At 49.2% G+C, this 19767-nt stretch carries 16 protein-coding genes; 8 read left to right on the top strand and 8 right to left on the bottom strand.

Annotated elements, in window-relative coordinates:
* Positions 1 to 14: 14 nt before the first annotated feature.
* Positions 15 to 1229, bottom strand: coding sequence for an acyltransferase family protein (locus ACR9Y8_RS27860; protein WP_481216576.1), 1215 nt, complete (start codon positions 1227 to 1229; stop codon positions 15 to 17).
* Positions 1230 to 1232: 3 nt separating this feature from the next.
* Here ACR9Y8_RS27860 and ACR9Y8_RS27855 point away from each other — a divergent pair, with 3 nt between their 5' ends.
* The 6 genes from ACR9Y8_RS27855 (at position 1233) to ACR9Y8_RS27830 (ending at position 10386) form a co-directional block, all read left to right on the top strand.
* Complete coding sequence (locus ACR9Y8_RS27855; RefSeq protein ID WP_481216575.1) at positions 1233 to 1523, top strand: hypothetical protein; 291 nt, start codon at positions 1233 to 1235, stop codon at positions 1521 to 1523.
* Positions 1524 to 1540: 17 nt separating this feature from the next.
* Positions 1541 to 2428 carry a helix-turn-helix domain-containing protein gene (locus ACR9Y8_RS27850; protein WP_481216574.1) on the top strand — a complete coding sequence of 296 codons (888 nt, stop codon included), beginning with the start codon at positions 1541 to 1543 and terminating at the stop codon, positions 2426 to 2428.
* Between the two features lie 77 nt (positions 2429 to 2505).
* The gene (ahr, locus tag ACR9Y8_RS27845; protein ID WP_481216573.1) at positions 2506 to 3510 is read left to right on the top strand and encodes an NADPH-dependent aldehyde reductase Ahr; all 1005 of its coding nucleotides are present in this window, start codon (positions 2506 to 2508) and stop codon (positions 3508 to 3510) included.
* Positions 3511 to 3771: 261 nt separating this feature from the next.
* Positions 3772 to 5445, top strand: coding sequence for a DUF6377 domain-containing protein (locus tag ACR9Y8_RS27840; protein ID WP_481216572.1), 1674 nt, complete (start codon positions 3772 to 3774; stop codon positions 5443 to 5445).
* A gap of 330 nt (positions 5446 to 5775) precedes the next feature.
* The gene (locus ACR9Y8_RS27835; protein ID WP_481216571.1) at positions 5776 to 8817 is read left to right on the top strand and encodes a SusC/RagA family TonB-linked outer membrane protein; all 3042 of its coding nucleotides are present in this window, start codon (positions 5776 to 5778) and stop codon (positions 8815 to 8817) included.
* A gap of 18 nt (positions 8818 to 8835) precedes the next feature.
* Positions 8836 to 10386, top strand: a complete 1551-nt coding sequence (locus ACR9Y8_RS27830) for a RagB/SusD family nutrient uptake outer membrane protein (RefSeq protein ID WP_481216570.1) — start codon at positions 8836 to 8838, stop codon at positions 10384 to 10386.
* 544 nt (positions 10387 to 10930) lie between these two features.
* On the opposite strand, the gene ACR9Y8_RS27825 is transcribed toward ACR9Y8_RS27830, so the two are convergent.
* Positions 10931 to 11371: an SMI1/KNR4 family protein gene (locus ACR9Y8_RS27825; protein WP_481216569.1), complete on the bottom strand. Its 441-nt coding sequence runs from the start codon at positions 11369 to 11371 to the stop codon at positions 10931 to 10933.
* 106 nt (positions 11372 to 11477) lie between these two features.
* Positions 11478 to 13880: a discoidin domain-containing protein gene (locus ACR9Y8_RS27820; protein ID WP_481216568.1), complete on the bottom strand. Its 2403-nt coding sequence runs from the start codon at positions 13878 to 13880 to the stop codon at positions 11478 to 11480.
* 393 nt (positions 13881 to 14273) lie between these two features.
* On the opposite strand from ACR9Y8_RS27820, the gene ACR9Y8_RS27815 reads away from it, so the two are divergent.
* Positions 14274 to 14939 (top strand): dihydrofolate reductase family protein, encoded by a 666-nt coding sequence (locus ACR9Y8_RS27815; RefSeq protein WP_481216567.1) that lies wholly within the window; start codon positions 14274 to 14276, stop codon positions 14937 to 14939.
* 9 nt (positions 14940 to 14948) lie between these two features.
* On the opposite strand, the gene ACR9Y8_RS27810 is transcribed toward ACR9Y8_RS27815, so the two are convergent.
* The 4 genes from ACR9Y8_RS27810 to ACR9Y8_RS27795 all read right to left on the bottom strand — a co-directional run bounded on the left by ACR9Y8_RS27810 (position 14949) and on the right by ACR9Y8_RS27795 (position 18712).
* Positions 14949 to 15419 carry a hypothetical protein gene (locus tag ACR9Y8_RS27810; protein WP_481216566.1) on the bottom strand — a complete coding sequence of 157 codons (471 nt, stop codon included), beginning with the start codon at positions 15417 to 15419 and terminating at the stop codon, positions 14949 to 14951.
* Positions 15420 to 15436: 17 nt separating this feature from the next.
* Positions 15437 to 16345 carry a helix-turn-helix domain-containing protein gene (locus tag ACR9Y8_RS27805; RefSeq protein WP_481216565.1) on the bottom strand — a complete coding sequence of 303 codons (909 nt, stop codon included), beginning with the start codon at positions 16343 to 16345 and terminating at the stop codon, positions 15437 to 15439.
* Between the two features lie 226 nt (positions 16346 to 16571).
* Positions 16572 to 17336 (bottom strand): SDR family NAD(P)-dependent oxidoreductase, encoded by a 765-nt coding sequence (locus tag ACR9Y8_RS27800; protein WP_481216564.1) that lies wholly within the window; start codon positions 17334 to 17336, stop codon positions 16572 to 16574.
* A 551-nt stretch (positions 17337 to 17887) separates the two neighbouring features.
* Complete coding sequence (locus tag ACR9Y8_RS27795; protein ID WP_481216563.1) at positions 17888 to 18712, bottom strand: hypothetical protein; 825 nt, start codon at positions 18710 to 18712, stop codon at positions 17888 to 17890.
* A 241-nt stretch (positions 18713 to 18953) separates the two neighbouring features.
* Here ACR9Y8_RS27795 and ACR9Y8_RS27790 point away from each other — a divergent pair, with 241 nt between their 5' ends.
* Complete coding sequence (locus ACR9Y8_RS27790) at positions 18954 to 19097, top strand: hypothetical protein (RefSeq protein ID WP_481216562.1); 144 nt, start codon at positions 18954 to 18956, stop codon at positions 19095 to 19097.
* Positions 19098 to 19171: 74 nt separating this feature from the next.
* On the opposite strand, the gene ACR9Y8_RS27785 is transcribed toward ACR9Y8_RS27790, so the two are convergent.
* Positions 19172 to 19654, bottom strand: a complete 483-nt coding sequence (locus ACR9Y8_RS27785; protein WP_481216561.1) for an ester cyclase — start codon at positions 19652 to 19654, stop codon at positions 19172 to 19174.
* Between the last annotated feature and the right edge of the window lie 113 nt (positions 19655 to 19767).

Below are 19767 nucleotides of genomic sequence, written 5' to 3'. Positions count from 1 at the left end.
TTCTATTTCCCCTTTCAGATCTTCTTTCTCCTGGCGCTAAGGTATTTTCGTACCGGTACATCATAGAATACCATGACGAGATAAGCCAGCCCGATAAGCGCCAGCACTGAACCGCCTACGATCCAGAACAGCTCTGTGGCGCCTGGTTTATGCAAATTGTAGTAGCTGCCAAAGATCCAGATAAACCCGTAGTGGGTCATATAGAGCGGGTATGAGATATTGCCGGAGAACTTACAGATCCCCTTTGCACGGTCGTTCAATTGTGCACCTGCACCGAGCGCCACCAGTATAGGAAAATATACCACCACTGCCACTAATTCGAGCACCCAGGTCGGCTGGATCCAGGGCATCAGCAATGCGGCCAGCAGTAAGATGGTAAGGCCCAGGAATCCCAGTTTATTCTTTATCCTGAAATTGTAGCGATAAACGAGCATACCTGCCATAAAGGAAAAAGAGACCCTTGCAGGGCCGTCCCAGAAAGTGGATGAGCCCCAGCCTCCCATCAGGTTGCCGGTGGTATAGCCTGCATAGCCCAGCCATACGGCCGCTATGATGGCCAACACGAGCAGTATGCGCCTGGGCAGCTTACACAGGACCACTGCGTATACGATATTGGCGATATACTCCCAGAACAGCGACCAGGCAGGCGCGTTAAAGAGGAACAGGTTATTGAACCGCTCCTTCATGAAAGGGTAAGGGATCAGCAGCAGGGAGGTGATAAATATCACGGCTACCTGGCCAAACCCATAGCCGGCGGGCGGTGCGGCAAAGGGATCAAAGAGATAGGTGAGCAAACCGAGTACGGCCCCGAATACCACCAGGGGATGCAGGCGGATCAGCCTTGATTTGAAGAACTCTTTGATGCCCATGTTCCCGATGCGGTCATCATAGGCGTAGGCGATCACAAATCCGCTCAGGCAGAAGAAGAAGTCCACTGCCAGGAAGCCGTGACCGGCGAAGTTCTTGCTATAGTCAGTATATACAAATTCCAGGAAATGGAAGATGACCACCACAACGGCGGCGACGCCTCTCAGGCCATCCAGTAATTCAAAATGCTGCCTGGTTTTCAGTAAGTCCGAGGCTTTCTTTGGTGTTGCTAATGTTCCGGTTACCATACGTTCATATAGGTGAATCGCGGGAAAATAGTCATCCTGGCTTACATATGCAAGCAAAAAAGCGCTAATGGCAATATGGAAGGGCCGAATGGTAGCAGGAATCCTTAACTTCATTCTATGGAACTCTTCCCCATTCCACTCCGCTACCGGGCAAAAGGTTCCTCTTCTACCATCCAGTTCTTCCCTGAGGCCCAGGGCCGGCGCTTTATATGGCAGGATAAGAGCGGTACGTATCGCGTACTGCAGCGGGACGCGGTATACTTCCTCGAACTGCGCATTGATGATGCGAGAGAAGAAACCTGCCAGCTGACCATCCTTCATACAGACGGGAATATCATCAGCCATTTTATCCTGAGCGACAAACAGGGCCGGGACACCGAATTTCACAGGATTGACTTTAACAGCTGATTGCTTAGTTTTGATCTATGAGAAAAAAGGAGACCGTTGAAGCGTTCTATCATGAACGGGGAATGCTACCCGAAACCGCCAGCCTGGTAAATGTGTTTGAAAATGAATATTACTGCAACGAAGCGCATATCTACAACAGAAGGGACTTTTATAAAATATCCCTGCTGCAGGGCAAGAGCAGGTTGAGCTGGCATCATCAGGATATTCCCATCAATCGTCCTGCACTGGTCTTCTTCAACCCGCTGACACCCTTTGCCTGGGAGCCTGTTTCAGCAACACAACCGGGCTTCTTCTGCCTGTTCAGGAAAGAGTTCCTGCATGGGAATGACCGGAATGAAAGCATACAAAATTCGCCGCTTTTTAAGATTGGCAGCAATCCTGTGTTCTTCCTGAAAGGGCCACAGGTAAAATACATCAGTAATATCTTTCGTAAGATGCTCGCGGAAATTGAGTCTGATTACGTGTATAAATATGATCTGCTGCGTAGCTATCTCCATCTTATCATTCATGAGGCGCTGAAGATGGAGCCTGCCCTCAATGATATTAAACCCCACAATGCATCCGGACGCATCACCTCACTTTTTATTGAACTGCTGGAAAGGCAGTTCCCTATTGACGCGCCGGACCGTTCGCTGAAACTGAAAAAGGCGGGCGACTATGCAAAGGCGCTGTCCATTCACGTTAACCATTTAAACCATGCGGTGCGGCAGATCACCGGCAAACCAACTTCGGCGCACATATCCGACAGGATATTATCGGAAGCAAAGGCCCTGTTGAAGCATACCGACTGGACCGCTGCGGAGATCGGCTACAGCCTGGGCTTTGAACATCCCAATTATTTCTACAACTTCTTCAGGAAGAAAACCGGGCATCCTCCCAACCAAACAAGATCCAGGCTTCTTTGATTTTTATATTTTTTGCTTTGATTGTATGTGAGCGGCCGGTAGCCGGTCCGCTAATTTAGCGCTCTAAATGATACAATATGATCAAAGTAAACGGATATGCGGCCCAGGCGCCCGGGCATACACTGTCGCCATTCAACTATGAGCTTCCGGAGATCGGTAAAGAACAGGTGGATATCAAAGTATCCTATTGCGGCATTTGCCATTCGGACCTGAGCATGCTCCATAATGACTGGGGCAATACCCAATATCCCTTTGTGCCAGGGCATGAAATTGTGGGCGAAGTGATCAGCACGGGCAGCGAAGTAAAAGGCGTTAAGGTAGGCGATAAGGTAGGCCTTAGCTGGTTCTCTGCATCCTGTATGCATTGCCGGGAGTGTATGGAAGGGAACCACCAGCTTTGCGCCAGCGTGGAGCAGGTGCAGGTGGGGCGGCACGGTGGCTTTGCCGATATTGTGCGGGGGCACTGGTCATGGATCATCCCGCTGCCGGATGCTATTGATATGGCAAAAGCGGGCCCGCTGCTTTGCGCCGGGATGACCGTTTTCAACGCCATTATCGAAGAGGGTGTAAAACCTACGGATAAAGTGGGCGTGATCGGCATTGGCGGCCTTGGTCACCTGGCAATTAAGTTCCTCAAACACTGGGGCTGTGAGGTAACGGCTTTCAGCTCTAATCCTTCGAAGTATGACGAGATCAGGAAGATGGGAGCAAGCAAAGTAGTGGACTCCACGAATGCAGCTGCATTACAGGGACAGCTTAATTTCATTTTAAGCACGGTGAATGTGCCCCTGGATTGGGATACTTATTTAAGCTGTCTTGCGCCGAAAGGGAAATTTCATATCGTGGGCATCGTACCTGAGCCTATATCCATTCCGTCTTTCAGCCTGATCAATGGGGGAAAGTCTGTAGCAGGCAGTCCCGGAGGCGGTCCGGCGCTGATCAGGACCATGCTGGATTTCTGTGTAAGGCACAATATTTATCCGACGGTGGAAGAATTTCCAATGGAGCAGGTGAACGAAGCTATCAGGCATTTGCAGGAGGGGAAGGCCCGGTACAGGATCGTACTAAAGCATCATAGCTGAAATTGCTGCACCGAACCTGCATATTTACAATGGGATAATTCCTGGAGAAAGCGCTAATTTATCGGTGGACTAACATCGATAACATGACACCCGCATGCTGGAGATGGGCGGTACTGTGATCGACTCCTCTCCGATGTATGGAAGAGCAGAAGAAGTGGCGGGCGCACTGAGCGCCGCCGGGTTGTAAGATGGATGAATTCTTCTAACCTTCCACTTTTTGCACACTTAGATTTTTTTCCTACATTATCCTAAAAAATTCGAATGCCTGTCAACAAAAGAGTTGGGGTAAGCGTGCTTGCGCCGTCAGGACTACACTACCAGAAAGAATTTATTAAATACCTATATAGCCTATTACTATTACTGCTGCTGTCTGTACCGGGATACACCCATCCCGATAATGACAGCCTGCTGGAACAACTCAACAAAACCATTGAGGAAGCGCCGGTATATGATGCAGAACGGATCAGGCAGATCAATGCATGGCGGCATGCCCTGCAGGATGCAAAGCATGCTTCACCGAAGGAACAATTTGAGATATGCAGCGAGCTCTTTGAGCAGTTCAAGGTATATAAATATGATTCCGCTTTTGCCTATGCCCGTAAAATGCAGGCCCTGGCGCTGGCACTGAAAGATCCTCAGCTGATCAACTACGCTGGTGTAAAGCTGGTGTTCGTGATGCTCTCCTCCGGTATGTTCAAGGAAACAGGCGATTACCTGGGCCAGGTGAATGTGGCTATGCTGCCGGACAGCATGCGGGCGGAATACTATCGCCTGAAGGGCCGCTTTTATTACGACATGGCGGATTACAGTAACGACGCCTATTTTAGTCCTGCATACATCCGCCTGGGAAACGCCTGTACCGACAGTGCCCTGCAATTGTACCGGCCTCACTCCTATGAGTACGATTATAATCTGGGCACCCGGTATTTTAAGGCAGGCCATATGGACAGCGCCCGGTATTACTATGCCCTTACCGTTGGCCATAAAGACCTGGGCTGGCATCAAAAGGCTATCGCCATCTCTTCCCTCGGTAATATCTACATACGCCGCGGACAAACTGACAGTGCCATCACCCTAATGGCCAGGGCCGCCATGGCAGATATTAAATCAAGCACCAAGGAAACAACGGCCATGTTCATACTGGCGGAGCTGCTTTTTAAAAAACGGGATGTAAAACACGCTTCCCGGTATGTGGAATACGCCCTGGCCGATGCCACTTTTTACGGCGCCAGGCTCCGGAAGATGCAGCTAAGCACCATCCTTCCCATTATCGAAGGAGAAAAAGTGAACACAGTGGAGGCCCAGAAAAAGCTGCTTTTCGTATATGCAGCAATCGTTACCCTGCTGCTGCTCACCCTGGTATGGCTGGCGGTGATTATCCTGCGGCAGTATAAGAAACTCAAAACCGCCCAGCAGGCCATTACCGAGGCACATGCCAGCCAGCAGGCCATCAATGAGCTGCTGATGGAGGCCAATAAGATCAAGGAGGAATATATCGGCTACTGTTTCCAGTTAAATTCCTCCTATATCGATAAAATGACGAAATTTAAGAAGTCGGTTGAACAGAAACTGGCAGATAATAAATACGGGGAGGTGAAATTCCTGGTGAATAATATCGACCTTCGGGAGGAACGGGAAGAGCTGTTCCGGAACTTTGACCGGATCTTCCTGAAAATATTCCCTCAATTTGTGCCGGTATTCAACTCCTTTTTCAGGGAAGAGGACCAGATCAGGCTGAGAGACCATGAATTACTAAACACCGACCTCCGTATCTTTGCATTAATTCGTATCGGTATCAACGATAACGTGAAAATTGCCCAAATCTTAGGATACTCTGTAAACACCATTTATACATATAAAACCAAAATAAAGAACAAGGCGGTGATCCCGAAAGAGGAATTTGAGGAACGCCTGGGCAACATAAAAGCCCATTGAACGGATGATAATGCAGCTGAAAACCGAGGGAAACCATCTGTATATAAAAATAATTTAATGTAAATGCAGTAGATTGGAAACCAAGCAATTACCGGTTACAACAACACCTGTTTGGGCAATATTTTCTATATATTGACCATATAAATTGTTAACATCTTCAAACCTCTTTTAATTTGAACCCTTGCAACATTTAATAACCAAGATCGAATCAGAAAAAGTATCCGTTATGAAAGCATTCCACAACAATCCATGGTCTATAGTTGATAGTCCATGGTATTTCAGACATTAATCCAGGCATCAATATTCCACAAACAAATAAAATTCCATCTTATGAACAGAGTTCTATTTCGCAGGGTGCGTTTGTTATGTTCGTTATTACTGCTGATGGCAGGCATAGCGACCGCACAGACGCAACAGGTTACCGGGAAGGTAACAGACGAAAAAGGCGACCCCATTCCCGGCGCCACTATCCAGGTAAAAGGCACCAGCACCGGTACGGCTACCGGTCCGGACGGCAGCTTCAGGCTGAATGCTCCCCCCAATGGCACGCTGGTGGTTTCTTATGTAGGTTATGCCAACCAGGAAGTAAGCATCGGCGGTAAAACCACCGTAAATATTTCACTTCTAACCAGCAGTACCCAACTGACAGATGTGGTGGTGGTAGGTTATGGTACAGTTCGTAAAAAGGACCTCACCGGCGCCGTTGCTTCCATCCAGGCGAAGGACTTTAACAAAGGTACCTTTACTGCGCCTGACCAGCTGATCCAGGGTAAAGTAGCCGGTGTTCAGATCGTGTCCAACAGCGGGCAACCCGGCGCCGCCACTACCGTTAGGATCAGGGGTAATGCCGCATTGACAGGCACCGGACAGCCGCTGTACGTGGTGGACGGGGTACCGCTGGACGGCCGTTCTGCAAGGCCAGGCCTGAATGTCCCGGAACTGGGCAATATACCCGGCGGCAACGCGCTGAACTTTATCAATCCTTTTGACATTGCTTCTGTAGATGTATTGAAAGATGCGTCTGCTACTGCCATTTACGGTTCAAGGGCTGCTTATGGCGTGGTGCTTATTACCACCAAGAGAGGCCAGTCTGGTGAGCCTAAACTGGACATAGGCGCTTCCGTTGGTATCAGCAAGATCATGCGGAGAATAAATGTACTGGACGGTGATGAGTACCGCCAGGCACTTGAAAAATGGGATGCTCCGCGCACCAATGACAAAGGCAGTAATGTGAACGCGCTGGATGAAATACTGCGTACTGCTGTTACCCAGAACTATAATGCCGGTGTAAGCGGTGGCAGTGAAAATGCCAAATACCGCTTTTCAGTAGGTATGCTGGATCAGCAGGGTATTGTCAAGAAGTCAGACTTTAAGAAATACTCCGTAGGCCTGAACTCAAGCTTCAAATTCCTTCGCAGCAAAAGGCTGGGTGTTGATTTCAACGTGATTGCCAACCAGTACCTGGAGAACATCCCTCCCATCACCAATGATGCGGGCTTTGGTAACAGCCTGATTGGTCAGGCGCTGCAATGGAATCCCACCGAGGCCTTGTACAACGCCGACGGCACGCCGAATATTAAACAGGGCAGCAGCGCCGTAAACCCGGTTGCTATGCAGCAGGTGTACCACGACAGATCAAAAGTGACCACTATACTGGGTAGCGTATCTCCTTACTTCAAGATCACCGACGACCTGGAGTATCGTATGCAATACAGTATCAACTATAGCATGGGTAACCGCAGAACAGCGGTGGATGGTAATATCAACTTCAACACCTTTGGTATCAATGCCAATCCGCCCTCTGGTCTTGGTTGGGCCAATATAGGGCAAAGCGAGCTGACCACGCAGCAGATCACGCATACGCTGACCTATAACAAGGAGATCAACCAGGACCTGCACCTGAATGCCCTGGTAGGTTATGAGTATATGAAATTCAACAACAAAGGCGCCTATATGAACGGCCTCGGTCCTGCACAGCCGGGCGGCTTCGGAAACTACGGGCTGGATCTGACCAACTATATCCAGTTCTCCAATGCAGCCGGCCGTAATATTACTTCCTTTGCAGATCCTATTTCTGAACTGCAGTCTTATTTTGGCAGGGTAACGCTGAACTACAAGGACAGGTACATGATCACCGGTACCCTCAGGGTGGATGGTTCTACTAAATTCGGTAAGAACAACCGTTACGGTTCTTTCCCCTCCTTTGCAGCTGCCTGGAATATCAGCAATGAAGACTTTTTCACAAAAGGCTTTGTCAACAACCTGAAGCTGAGAGGTGGCTGGGGCCGTACCGGTAACCAGGAATTCCCTTCCGGTGCTTCCCAGTCAAGGAACTCTTTCCTGCCTAACGGTGAGCTGAGAAAGGTGAGCAATGACAATGACGACCTGAAATGGCAGTCTGACGCACAGTATAACATCGGCCTGGACTTTACCGTGCTGAATAACAGGATCTCCGGTTCTGTGGACTATTTCCATAAAACCACTTCCGATCTGCTGTATCCTACCGCCGCTATTCAACCGGCTGCTGCCCAGGCAGTGGTAACCTGGAAGAACCTGGACGGTAAGATCATCAACAAAGGGGTGGAAGCAGCCATTAATGCTACGGTTGTACAGCAAAAGAACTTCCAGTGGGACCTGGGCGCCAATGTTACTTTCCTGTCAAACAACGTAACAGGAATGGCAGCGCCCATCTACACCGGCCAGCTGAATGGCCAGGGCGTATCCGGCACGCTGGTAGAGATCATCTATAACGATATGCCGATTAACGGGTTCTACACCAGGACCTACGGCGGTATGGATAAAGATGGACAATCCATCTATCCCAACGGCGACAGCCTGAGCTACCAGGGAACACCCAACCCGAAGACCCTGCTGGGTATCACCACATCAGTAGCGTATAAGAAGTTTACGCTGACCGCCAACATGAACGGTGCATTTGGTCACAAGATCTATAACAACACCTTTAATAACGTAGTGAATGTAAGCAACCTGAGAGCAGCGCGGAATATTGCGGAAGAGTTCTATAACGCGCCGATCCTGGAATCATTATCCAACCGTGTTACTTCCTCTTCCCGTTTCCTGGAGAGTGGTAACTATGTGAAGCTGGCCAATGCTACACTGTCTTATGCCATCGGTGATGTGGGCGGTGTGGTAAAAGGACTGAACGTATACTTCACGGGCCAGAACCTGTTTGTGATCACCAAGTTCAAAGGGTTTGATCCTGAGGTGAACGTAGATAAGAGCAGCGGCGCGCCCGGCGCGGATTCAAAGACAGGTATGTCTACCAGCGGCGGTGTTCCGTCTGCAGGTATCGAATACCAGCCTTATCCGTCTGCCCGCACGTTTACCCTGGGTCTTAACTTTTCTCTCTAATCAAAAAAACTTGCTTATATGAATTACTTAAAGATATTTTTTATCATCTCTGGTATCCTGGTATGGACCAGCTGTACCAAACTGGATGAAGAACTCCAGGGTGAGCTGAGGGACGACCAGATAGGCAGCAGCGGCGGTTCTGCCGAAGCACTGCTGAAAGGCGCCTATAACTCCATGCGGTCACCTTATCAAAGCAATGACCAGGTGTTTGCCCTTTCTGAAATGAGCACCGACGAGCTGATCGCTCCTACCAGAGGCGGCGACTGGGACGATAACGGCGTATGGCGCGTGATCCATTCTCATCAGTGGGATGGAGATAACATCCATATACGCGATGCATTCAACAACCTTGGTGGTGTAATCTATACTGCGACCAACATGCTGCAGTTCAGCCCTTCTGCACAGCAGGCTGCTGAAGCCCGTTTCCTGAGAGCTTTTGCTATGTTCAGTGTGCTGGATCTCTTTGACCAGGTGCCTTACCGCGATCCGGGAGAAAAGGTAACAGAACCTTCCAGGGTTCGCTCCGGTATGGAAGCGCTGGATTATATTATAAAGGAAGTGAATGAAGTGATGGGCGCACTGCCTGATGTAGCTGCCTCCCATAATAATATCACCAAGGCAAATAAAGATGCCGCCAGAGTGCTGCTGATGAAATGCTACCTGAACAAGGGCGTGATCGCCAACAGGGCTGCACCTACGTTTGACAATGCTGATCTTGCGAAGGTAGTGACACTGGCCGATGAGATCATCACCAGCGGCAGGTATACTTTCAGCGACAATTACTTTGACAACTTCTCTCCCCGCAACGGATCACTGTCTAAAGAAAACATCTTTACCGCAGAGAACCAGGGCGGTGTAGATGCAGGCGGCCTGAATGCTATCTGGCATACCGTGATGCATTACAACCAGAATCCTCCGGGCTGGAACGGATGGACCACTTTATCCGACTTCTTCAACAAGTTTGAAGCTGCTGACCTGAGAAGGGGCGCTGCCTATCCCACCGGTACCGGCGGACCTCCCAACCCCGGCAAGCGTATCAACGTGGGCTTCCTGATCGGTCAGCAGTATAATCTTACCAATGATGCACCGCTGCAAGACAGGACCGGCGCTCCGCTGGTATTCACACCTGAGGTGAGTAGCATTGAAACCGGCGCCAACCTGGAAGTGACCGGTATCAGGGTAGTGAAATACTGTCCGGATTATGTAAATGATGGTAATGGCAAAGTAGACAACGATTTTGTTTACTACCGTTATCCTGATGTGCTGCTGATGAAAGCTGAAGCCCAGCTGCGTATGGGCAATGCAGGCGGTGCACTGTTGCTGGTGAACCAGGTGCGTGCCGCACGCGGCGCCTCCCTGATGGCTGCGGTGAGCCTGGATCAGCTGCTGGATGAAAGAGGACGTGAATTTTACTGGGAATCTTCCAGGAGGCAGGACCTGATCCGCTTTGGGAAGTTCCTGCAACCCTGGCACGAAAAGCCTGCGGATGATCCGAAGAATTTGCTGTTCCCGATACCGAACCAACAGTTGGCGGTGAACCCGAATCTGAAGAAGAATCCGGGATATTAAAAGTTTGAGGTTTGAAGTTTGACGTTTGAGGTTCGTTGGAAGTTTGAAGTTTAGAACATCTATGCCTTTAAAGCATACTTATCCGGAACCTTTAACTTTTAACGAACGTCAAACCTCAAACCAATTAGATAATTCCACATTCGGTTCGCACGGGGGGTAATGTCCATTGGGACAATAAAGGAAGTGCGTATAGAACCGAAGTGGAATTTTGATGCGGCCGTCGCCCGGCCGGAGGCAGTGATGGACTGCCTCCCCCGGGGGCGGCTTTTTAGTTTTAATTATTTGTGAATCCTGGGATCAACCACTTCACGGGTGTTGGACATGATAAAATTATAGATCTCCTTTTTGTCTCTTTTGGTTACCCCATCGAACGCAGGTATATGCGTTGTATCGTGGGCCACAGGAAAATATCATTGCTATCGCTATTAATACGAAGATTGACCTCATGATCGGAATAATGGTCTCATAGTATAGGGTGCATAATTGGGCTATAAAATATAAGAAAGCAAACAATGGACGGTACTACACTGTAAGATATAGGATTTCATTTATCGTTATCACTGTTAAACCATTCTTTACCCTTGTCCAACCTGACTAAAAAATCAGTAAATGAACTTCCAATTTCAATATGACATTGCTTGTCAAGATCGATGAGCGGAGAAAGCACTACTCTGTACGAGCCGTTCTCTGTAAATTCGATCGCAATAAATTCGCTGCTTCCATTCCCTCCTATTCCAATCGTTTTTGGCAGGTTAGCAGGAATACTGCAATCATTATTTAATCTAATTACCTCTTCTGCATCTGATAAATACAGGTACTCGGGACCTATATCGCCTTCAAACCCTGAAAATTTGTGAAGGTATTCTTTATAATCCTCCGGAAGCGGAAAACCCGCCAATTCCTCAATGCGGGCTATTACAACGCCGGGATTGTCATCCCTCCGCGGGCAATCGTATTTTAAAAGGATTTGTTCGTATTGTTTCATCTGTTATTTGCATCTTATACTGAAATATACAGATAACAGATCAAACTTAAAAAGGCCACCTCAGCATCTTTGCTGAGGCGGCCTTGTTCATCATCCTTATTCATCTTTATTCAACCACCACTTTCTTCCGGGCATTACCTACGGAAATGATATACATTCCCTTAGGCCAGCCGGAAACATCGATCTGCGCCTGGTTGGCGTTGCGGCTTACCCTGGCCTGGTATACTTCCTGACCGGAGATATTGAACACCCTTAACACAGACGGAGCTGCCAGTCCCTTGAACTGTACGTTCAGGATATTGCTGGCGGGGTTGGGAGCAACACCGATGCTGAACTGCGTGTCGTGCGTGGCAGGACTAACAAAACCAGCGATGCTTTGTCTTGCATTAGCGGCAGCGCCCGAAGTATACACTTCAAATTCCCAGATGGAATAACCGTACTCCGTAGCCCTTGTTACACCCTGCATTCTTACATAGCGGGCGCTCACAGCCGGGAAGCTCAGGTCATCAGTACCACCGTCTCCGGCAGTAACGGTTTGTACGACGCTCCAGTTCTGGTTATCCAGGGATGTTTCGATGCGGTAGGCGGTGCCGTAGGCAACTTCCCATTTCAGTACTACCCTGGATACATTCTGTGCAGTGCCCAGGTCTATGCTGATCCACTCATTGTTGGTATAAGCAGATAACCAGCGGGTAGTAGTGCTGTTTCCGTCGAATGCTTTGGCTGCTTCAAAACCGGCTTCTTCTACGGAAGAAGCGCTGGCGATACCGCCGATGGCTTTATTACCGGCGGATTGTCCGAAGCTGAGCCAGTTCAGGTTAAACTCAGCGGCATCTATTACGATGCGCAGTATTTTGTTACCGGTAGTGAGGGCAGGTGTGTTTACACTCACGGTGGTCCATGTTTGCCAGCCGCCGGTGTTAGGCACTGCAATCGGACCGGAGATATTCTGACCGTCCAGCTCCACGTGGAAAGCACCAGTACCAGTGGTAGCTACGCGGGCCTGCAGGGTATAGCTGCCAGCCTGAGCTACGTTTACACTGTATTCCACCCACTCTCCTGCCTGTACATAACCCATGTCGTAACCGCCTTCGGTGCAGCTTTCCAGGTCAACCGCTTCGGTGGTGCGGAACTGGCCGCCCCTGTTGGTAGCCGTGAGATCGTGGAAGGCAACGCCTTCGCCGCCGTTGTCATAATTCTCGGCTTCTATCTTGCCGGGGATCGCCCATCTTGTGCCACCATAAGGTGTTTGTGCAACAGGGGCGTTACCGTATACTTCTACCTCGAAGATAGAGTAGCCGTACTGGGTAGCTCTTGCGGTACCGAGGATCCTTACGTAACGGCCGTTAGCGGTAAGATTAGTATGGTCGTTTACGGTAGTAGCGTTAGCGGAAACTATTTTCACCGTATCCCACTTAGCGCCATCCTTAGATACCTGCAGCTGGTAAGCGGTTGCATAAGCAGCTTCCCAGGTGATCTTTACGCGGTTGATGTCGTAGTTGGCGCCCAGGTCAACAGATACCCACTGCGGATCAGTGAAGGCAGAAGACCAGCGGGTGCTGTAGTTACCGTCTGTGATGTTGGAAGCTACAACGCTCACCGGCGCGTTTGCCTCCACAGAAGAAGCGGTAACCGGTTTGCCGGAAGCCAGGTTCTGCGGAACCGGTGTGCCGCCTTTACAAATAGACCCGAGGGTGTTGTAGATAGCGTTGATATCGCCGTATTCAGAAGCGATGTCCCATATCATGATACCACCACCGGTAGTTTTAGCCATGTTAGCTTTGCGGATATGCTCAGCGGTGTTGTTATCAGCGCTGTAGAAGGGAACACCCAGCATTCTTTTTTCCTGCGGAACACCACGGGAAGTCCAGTATGCCATTGCGCTGCTGGCCAGGTTATCATCGCCATAGCACATGATATTCACCAGGTCTAACATGGTAACGTTGTCATAGTTGTTACCATTGTTGTTGGCGCTTTCAGATACGGCAGCCGTGAACAGTTTACCCATGCTGTGCAAACGATTGCCTAAAGGGACAGCAATAGCGTTCCACCTGCTTTTTTGCGTAGGATATTCCCAGTCCAGGTCGATACCATCCAGGTTATACTGTGTAACGAAATTGGCACAGGCATTTACAAAATTGTTGATGGCTGTGGGATTGGTGGAGATGGCCTCGAAGGGAGTACCGGAGGGAGAAGAATCGAGCCAGCCCCCGATTGACAGCAGTATTTTCACATTAGCGGCGTGGCCCCTGTTTACCAGATCAGTGAGCGCTGAACCGTTGGGAACACCGCCCATGTTACCATCATTACCGGGAATGTTGAAAGCATAGCAAATATGGGTATACTTGCTGTAGTCGATCTTTGAAGGGCTATTGATGTAATAGCTGCTGTTGCCTGCTACCCAGGAAGGATAATAGCCTACGATATTGTAACAGGGTAATTGCGCGAAGGTATTATTGCCCCATAGCACGACAAGGGCCAATACCAATAGTAGTTTAATTTTCTGCATGAGATGACGTGATTTAGTTTTTCAAATGATTATTATTGAGGATGATGAACGTACTACAGGCGGATATGGTTTCTTAGTGGTTAGTGGTTAGTCGTTAGTCGTTAGTCGTTAGTCGTTAGTCATTAGTCGTAAGTTGTCAGTGGTCAGTTGTCAGTGATTGAGGCGGATAATGAGTGGTGCAACTGACGACTGACGACTAATGACTGACGACTAATGACTGACGACTGACGACTTTCTGCTCGATGTAAAATTATATTTATTCGATATATATCACAATACGATATGTATCCTACCCATATGGTGTTGTCAAAATGCCCCCTTCAAAGTCACATTCTGCCAGCATGTGACGTATACCATACCGGTATCTTTGTATCACATAAAACGAAAAACATCATGAGAAAGATCATCGTTACAACCTTTATGACACTGGACGGAGTATTACAAGCACCAGGCGGGCCCACAGAAGATCCTACGCAAGGTTTTCAATGGGGAGGCTGGAGCGCCAATTACGGAGATGACAAAACCTATGAAGTGATAGGCGGGATCATGTCAGCCCCCTTTGATCTGCTGCTGGGCAGGCGCACCTATGAGATCTTCGCTGCTTACTGGCCTTACCAGGAAGGTCATCCTATTGCAGAGAAATTTACCAGCGTACAGAAGTTTGTGGTTTCGGAACATCAACCGCAGCTGGATTGGGCAAATTCTTCGCTGATCAGCGGTGATGTGGTAGCAGGGATCCGTGAGCTTAAACAACAGGATGGGCCGGACCTGATGGTTTGGGGCAGCGGCAGGCTGATACAAACGCTGCTGGCTAATAACCTGATCGACAAGCTGAACTTATGGACATATCCGGTAACTGTAGGAGAAGGTAAACGCCTGTTTGACGGCGGCTCCGGACCGGGAAACTGGAAATTACTGACCACGAAGGTATCCGGTACAGGGGTGATCATGGCAGAATATGAGCCTGCAGGAGAACTGGTAACAGGAACAGTGGGTGGTGAAACAACCCCTTCTGAAGCGGAGCTGGCCAGAAGAAAGCGGTGGGCAGCTGAAGAGTAGTGAACTGGATCATAAACGACGCTTTTCCTTTATGGCAGGGAGATAAGTGACCGCTATTCCCACAGCAAGTAACACCATGCTTACTACCCAAAGCTGGTATCCCGGTTCAAAGGAAGTTATCTTTGTTCTTGCGCCGCTTTCACTGGATAAAATATCTGGCAGCAGAGAAAAGCATGCAGCTATTATAAAAGCGGCCGCTGCGAAAAAAAGAGCACGCTTATTTCCTTTTACATGGAGATAGATAGCAAGGAAGTAGGCAGGGTTGGCAAGCCAGAACAGGCTTTCCCATCCGCCACCCAGAAATCCCATCCAGCCAAAGAATAATAAGAAAGGTGTGTTTGCCCATGCATCGTAATCTTTTCTGGCAATATAAAAAGCGGGCTGTGTGAGGGACAATAGAAATATAACCAGGCTTAGCGCAATCACTGCTTTTTCAAAAGCGGTCAGCAGTTTTACATTCTTCAGGATATTGGATTTCATAGGTTTCACATCTTGATTTACGAGCGGAACCCCAGTGGGGTCAGGGATGTATGTTTTTTAAAGAAATTTGAGAAATGCGCGAGATCATCATATCCTAATGCCCAGGATATTTCTGATATATTCCAGTCTGTCTGCTTCAGCAGGATCTTCGCTTCCTGTATAATGCGTTTGCTGATGATCTCTGTAGTGGTCTGGCCAGTGCCTTCTTTCAGCACTTTGTTGAGATGGTTCACGTGCACCGCGAGGCGGTCTGCATAATCCTTGGCGCTGCGAAGGGTGAGCCTTTGCTGCGTGGATTCTATCGGGAACTGCCGTTCCAGCAATTCCATGAAGAGGGAAGAGATCCTGTCGGCAGCGTTCTGGGTGGTCCTGAGCGCGGTCATAGGCTGGAGCTTTTGTCCGTAGTGGATCAGCTCCATCACCAGGTTACGGAGCAGGTCGTACTTATAGATATAATCGCTGGCCAGCTCCCTGAACATTTTCCGGAAGATGTATTCCAGCTCAGTTACCTGCTCAGCGGCAACTTCAAATATGGGCACTTCTCCGGGCCGGAAGATGGGCAATTCATCCACCAGGATACCGGATTTGTTTTTAGAGAGGAAGTCGGCCGTGAAAATGCAGAACATCCCTTGCTGGTTACCATCGTAGGGAACGTAGTGGTAAGGTATCTTGGGCGTGGCGAACAGGAGGGCGTTCTCCCGGATCTCGATCACCTTATCTGCATATTCTGCCCTGTTCCTTCCCCTTATCAGGCTTACTTTGTAGAAAGCTCTCCGGTTATAAGGCATGATCCGGTTGCCGGTGGCTTTATCAAACAGTTTCTCCGTTTCGAACACGTTGAAGTGACCGATCTCTCGGGTGATGCCTTCCGGCATCTTGTCCGAGAGCTTCTTATAGAAATCGTCTATGGAGGTAGGCCTGATCATTTGCGAGATTCAAATGTAAGGAAAAAGTCGTAAGTCGTAAGGGGGTGGAGAAAAAGTTGTCAGTTGTCAGTTGTCAGTCGTCAGTCGTTAGTCATTAGTCGTAAGGGATTGGAGCGGAATAAAATCTGCATTGTTAACAGACTTACAACTAACAACCTACGACTGACAACTGACAACTGACAACTTACAACTGACGACTGACGACTGACGACTGACGACTATCAACTCAAAGCCTCATCCCGCCGGATACTTCTATTCGCTGGGCGTTGATCCAGCGGGCGTCTTCTGTACAGAGGAAGGCTACTACCCCACCGATATCTTCGGCTACGCCTACACGGCCCAGGGCGGTGAAGGCGGCCACCTGTTTGTTCAGCTCCTCGTTGTCTCTTACACGGCCGCCGTTAAAGTCTGTTGCGATGGCGCCGGGGGCTACCACATTCGCTTTTATTTTCCTGGCGCCCAGTTCTGCGGCCAGGTAGCGGGTAAATACCTCTACTGCGCCTTTGAGGGAGCCATAGGCGGCAGCACCGGGGAAGGCCACACGTGCCAGTCCGGAGGAGATATTGATAATACCGCCGCCGTCGTTCAGCAGGGGCAGGGATTTTTGCGTCAGGAAATATACCCCTTTGAAATGCACGTTCATCAATTCGTCGAACAAGGCTTCGCTGGTTTCGGCGATCAGGGCGTGGCCACCCATTCCGGCGTTGTTGATGAGGAAATCAAAACGGTCTGCCTGGAAGGTTTGCTGCAGTACCTGCTTAAGCTGTTCCAGGAAGCTGTCAAAGCTTTTAACATCCCCTACGCTGAGCTGCAGGGCAGCTGCTTTTTGTCCGGATTGCTGAATCCGGGCCACTACTTCCTGTGCGTCTTCTTTACGGGATTGATAGGTAAGGATCACGTTGATGCCTTTTTCTGCGAGGCGGAGAGCCATATCGCGACCTAAGCCGCGGCTGCCGCCGGTTACCAGTGCTATTTTATTCCTGTTTTCCATTTGCTGATGTTTTTGATAGCACAAAGTTCGGGCGGGATGGGGTCTGGTTGTTTGAAAATATCAATCGGTTATTTGCGAAATTCAAATAAGGGTGGGAAGGATGCGGTGAAAGGAGCAGTAAGGACTGACTAAGCGACGACCAGGCAGCGACTAAGCGCTCACTAAGCAATGACTAAGGACGGACTAAGCTATAATGAGAAAGGGACTCAGCACTTTCCCGAGGTAGGCGTATAGTAAGGGGCTTGTAAAAGAGAAGTGAAACTCAATGCTTTGTGGAGCTGAGGTGGACTTGATCGGGAGTTCAGGGCGAAGTGAGCAGGAAGGGTAGAAATGGGTGTTGGGAGATGGGAAATTGGGAAATTGGAAGCTCATTGAAGGGCATTTTAGCGTTGAAGGGTGTAAGGGCTTGGAGGTTTAAAAGAAACTGGTGGGGATGGAGGGCCTTTTTAAGGCTAAAATGGGAGATTTTGGGAGTATTGGACATAGGTTCTCCAGAGCGGGGGCTCGGGGCAGGGAAAGGGCGGTAAAATGGTTTTTAGAAGGACTTAGGTCTATTCCCGTTGATTGACCCCAGGGCGATTGCTTTGTCCCGACTCTATACGGGGCTCCCCGCTTCCCGGGTTTGCCGCGAGAAGCTTCGCAATAACAGGGGAAGTTGTAGCGGAGCCTTTAGGAAGGCGTTTATGTAATGCCTTCTTTGTAAGCGTTTTTGCTGCGGGTATATTGACATGGATGATATCCGCGGCTGTGTAACGGCGGTCGTAGGAGAAGGAAGTGTTGCCATTACAGATGGTGTAGCTGCGGTATTGCAGTGCTACCACGAGGGCGCCTTCCCCATCAACGGGAACGTTCAATGCCATGCCATTAAAAAGCTCGTCGGGTTCGAGCTGGATGATGGCGGTGGAGACATCGGTGCTCAGCACACGATGTGCTGCGAAGTCGATACGGGTGGCGATGAGGCGCAGCTCTATATGTGTAGCTTTTCCTTGTGGGAGCAGCTCCTGTGCAGGGATGTGTAAGGTACCGTTAGCGGTGAACACCGGCGGCAGCGTGAACAGCTTTTCCAGGCCTGTATGCCTGTTAAAGTGGAAGCCCTGCAGGTTGGGAATATTCACGCTTCCTGCCTGGATAAACAGCTTATTCAGGCGGTTGATAAGGGTAGCGTCAGGGCGCATATTGAGATACGGGCGCAGTGCACGGCGCAATAGCTTTCCTTTACGGCTGGCAATGCCGAAGCTGCGGGCAGCGCGTTTAGTGGCGGCTGTCTGTCTTACTTTGTCCGGCGCGCTACGGAGGAAATATTTGCCATTTCTACGGTAGCCGATGACGTTATCCAATTGGCCGGTGAACTTGAATAACCCAGTTTGTAAGGCCATGATCTTTCTTTTTAATTGAAAATACGGGAAAGATTTCAATGCAGCATCAAGGGTTCAAATTTGTTGATCCAGATCAACTTTTTTGGGGTTTTTGCCTATGTGCATAGGCGTTAACAATAAATAACAGTTACAACATCAGTCTGGCACAGTTTTATCATTTACTATAGCAGAACCAGAAGCTAAACAACCTGCAGGCGCTTAACTTCCATTATTTCATCACAACTTTCAAAACCTAGCGAGCATGAAAAATTTCAAGTATCTGGTGATCGTAGCCGTATTGGTATCGATGTTAGCGAGCTGCATGGTAGAACGCGGTGGACCGGGGTATTACAGGGGTGGATATCATCACCATCATCATCACGGAGGATATAGGTACCATAGATAGGACCGGTTTAATGACAAATCAACGGGCCCCCGGATACTTCCGGGGGCATTTTGAAAATACTTAGTGAGTAGAACTTACCGCACAAACCCCAACTGCTTCATCATCGTCAGTTCATCTGTTACCCGCCAGTGCTCTACCACTTTACCGTTTCGGATCTTCTCCATATTGATCTGGTTAACCGTTATCTTCTTTCCCGTAGGTGGCAGATCAAACAAACTATCCTGTTGTGTGCCGGTCATGATCACTCTTGCGACGGCCATACTATCGTTCACAATGATCTCTTTTATTTCGTAGTGCAGGTCAGGAAAGCCTTTCCGGATGGCGGCAACGATTGGTTTTAACCCGCCTGGGCCAGGAGGAGGATTTGGAACGCTGGGGGTGTGATTGATGTATTGTGGGTCCAGCAGCTCGTCCAGCACTTCGAGCCTGCCCCGGTTCCAGACCTCTTCGTAATAGCGTTGGATAATGCGCCGGTGCTGTTCAGCAGAAGGTGTGGAGTGCGCGCCGGAGCAGGCGATAAAAAATATGAATGGTGAAAGGAGGAATAAATACCGCATGGGTGAATATTTAAAGGAGCGAAGTTCCTGTATAGGCAGGGATCTTCCTTTGATATAGATCACCAGTTTTTTGTGATGCAGATCACAAATAATTCCTATCTTTGCGCATCATG

This window comes from Chitinophaga sp. SVR4-12A (assembly GCF_056754765.1).
Note: the sequence above shows the minus strand (reverse complement) of the source record. Positions and strands in the feature narration are given on the sequence as shown.

Excerpts from the sequence above, each read along its gene's own strand:
- ACR9Y8_RS27860 (WP_481216576.1), bottom strand. The coding sequence starts at position 1,229 with ATGAAGTTAAGGATTCCTGCTACCATTCGGCCCTTCCATATTGCCATT.
- ACR9Y8_RS27855 (WP_481216575.1), top strand. The coding sequence starts at position 1,233 with ATGGAACTCTTCCCCATTCCACTCCGCTACCGGGCAAAAGGTTCCTCT.
- ACR9Y8_RS27850 (WP_481216574.1), top strand. The coding sequence starts at position 1,541 with ATGAGAAAAAAGGAGACCGTTGAAGCGTTCTATCATGAACGGGGAATG.
- ahr (WP_481216573.1), top strand. The coding sequence starts at position 2,506 with ATGATCAAAGTAAACGGATATGCGGCCCAGGCGCCCGGGCATACACTG.
- ACR9Y8_RS27840 (WP_481216572.1), top strand. The coding sequence starts at position 3,772 with ATGCCTGTCAACAAAAGAGTTGGGGTAAGCGTGCTTGCGCCGTCAGGA.
- ACR9Y8_RS27835 (WP_481216571.1), top strand. The coding sequence starts at position 5,776 with ATGAACAGAGTTCTATTTCGCAGGGTGCGTTTGTTATGTTCGTTATTA.
- ACR9Y8_RS27830 (WP_481216570.1), top strand. The coding sequence starts at position 8,836 with ATGAATTACTTAAAGATATTTTTTATCATCTCTGGTATCCTGGTATGG.
- ACR9Y8_RS27825 (WP_481216569.1), bottom strand. The coding sequence starts at position 11,371 with ATGAAACAATACGAACAAATCCTTTTAAAATACGATTGCCCGCGGAGG.
- ACR9Y8_RS27820 (WP_481216568.1), bottom strand. The coding sequence starts at position 13,880 with ATGCAGAAAATTAAACTACTATTGGTATTGGCCCTTGTCGTGCTATGG.
- ACR9Y8_RS27815 (WP_481216567.1), top strand. The coding sequence starts at position 14,274 with ATGAGAAAGATCATCGTTACAACCTTTATGACACTGGACGGAGTATTA.
- ACR9Y8_RS27810 (WP_481216566.1), bottom strand. The coding sequence starts at position 15,419 with ATGAAATCCAATATCCTGAAGAATGTAAAACTGCTGACCGCTTTTGAA.
- ACR9Y8_RS27805 (WP_481216565.1), bottom strand. The coding sequence starts at position 16,345 with ATGATCAGGCCTACCTCCATAGACGATTTCTATAAGAAGCTCTCGGAC.
- ACR9Y8_RS27800 (WP_481216564.1), bottom strand. The coding sequence starts at position 17,336 with ATGGAAAACAGGAATAAAATAGCACTGGTAACCGGCGGCAGCCGCGGC.
- ACR9Y8_RS27795 (WP_481216563.1), bottom strand. The coding sequence starts at position 18,712 with ATGGCCTTACAAACTGGGTTATTCAAGTTCACCGGCCAATTGGATAAC.
- ACR9Y8_RS27790 (WP_481216562.1), top strand. The coding sequence starts at position 18,954 with ATGAAAAATTTCAAGTATCTGGTGATCGTAGCCGTATTGGTATCGATG.
- ACR9Y8_RS27785 (WP_481216561.1), bottom strand. The coding sequence starts at position 19,654 with ATGCGGTATTTATTCCTCCTTTCACCATTCATATTTTTTATCGCCTGC.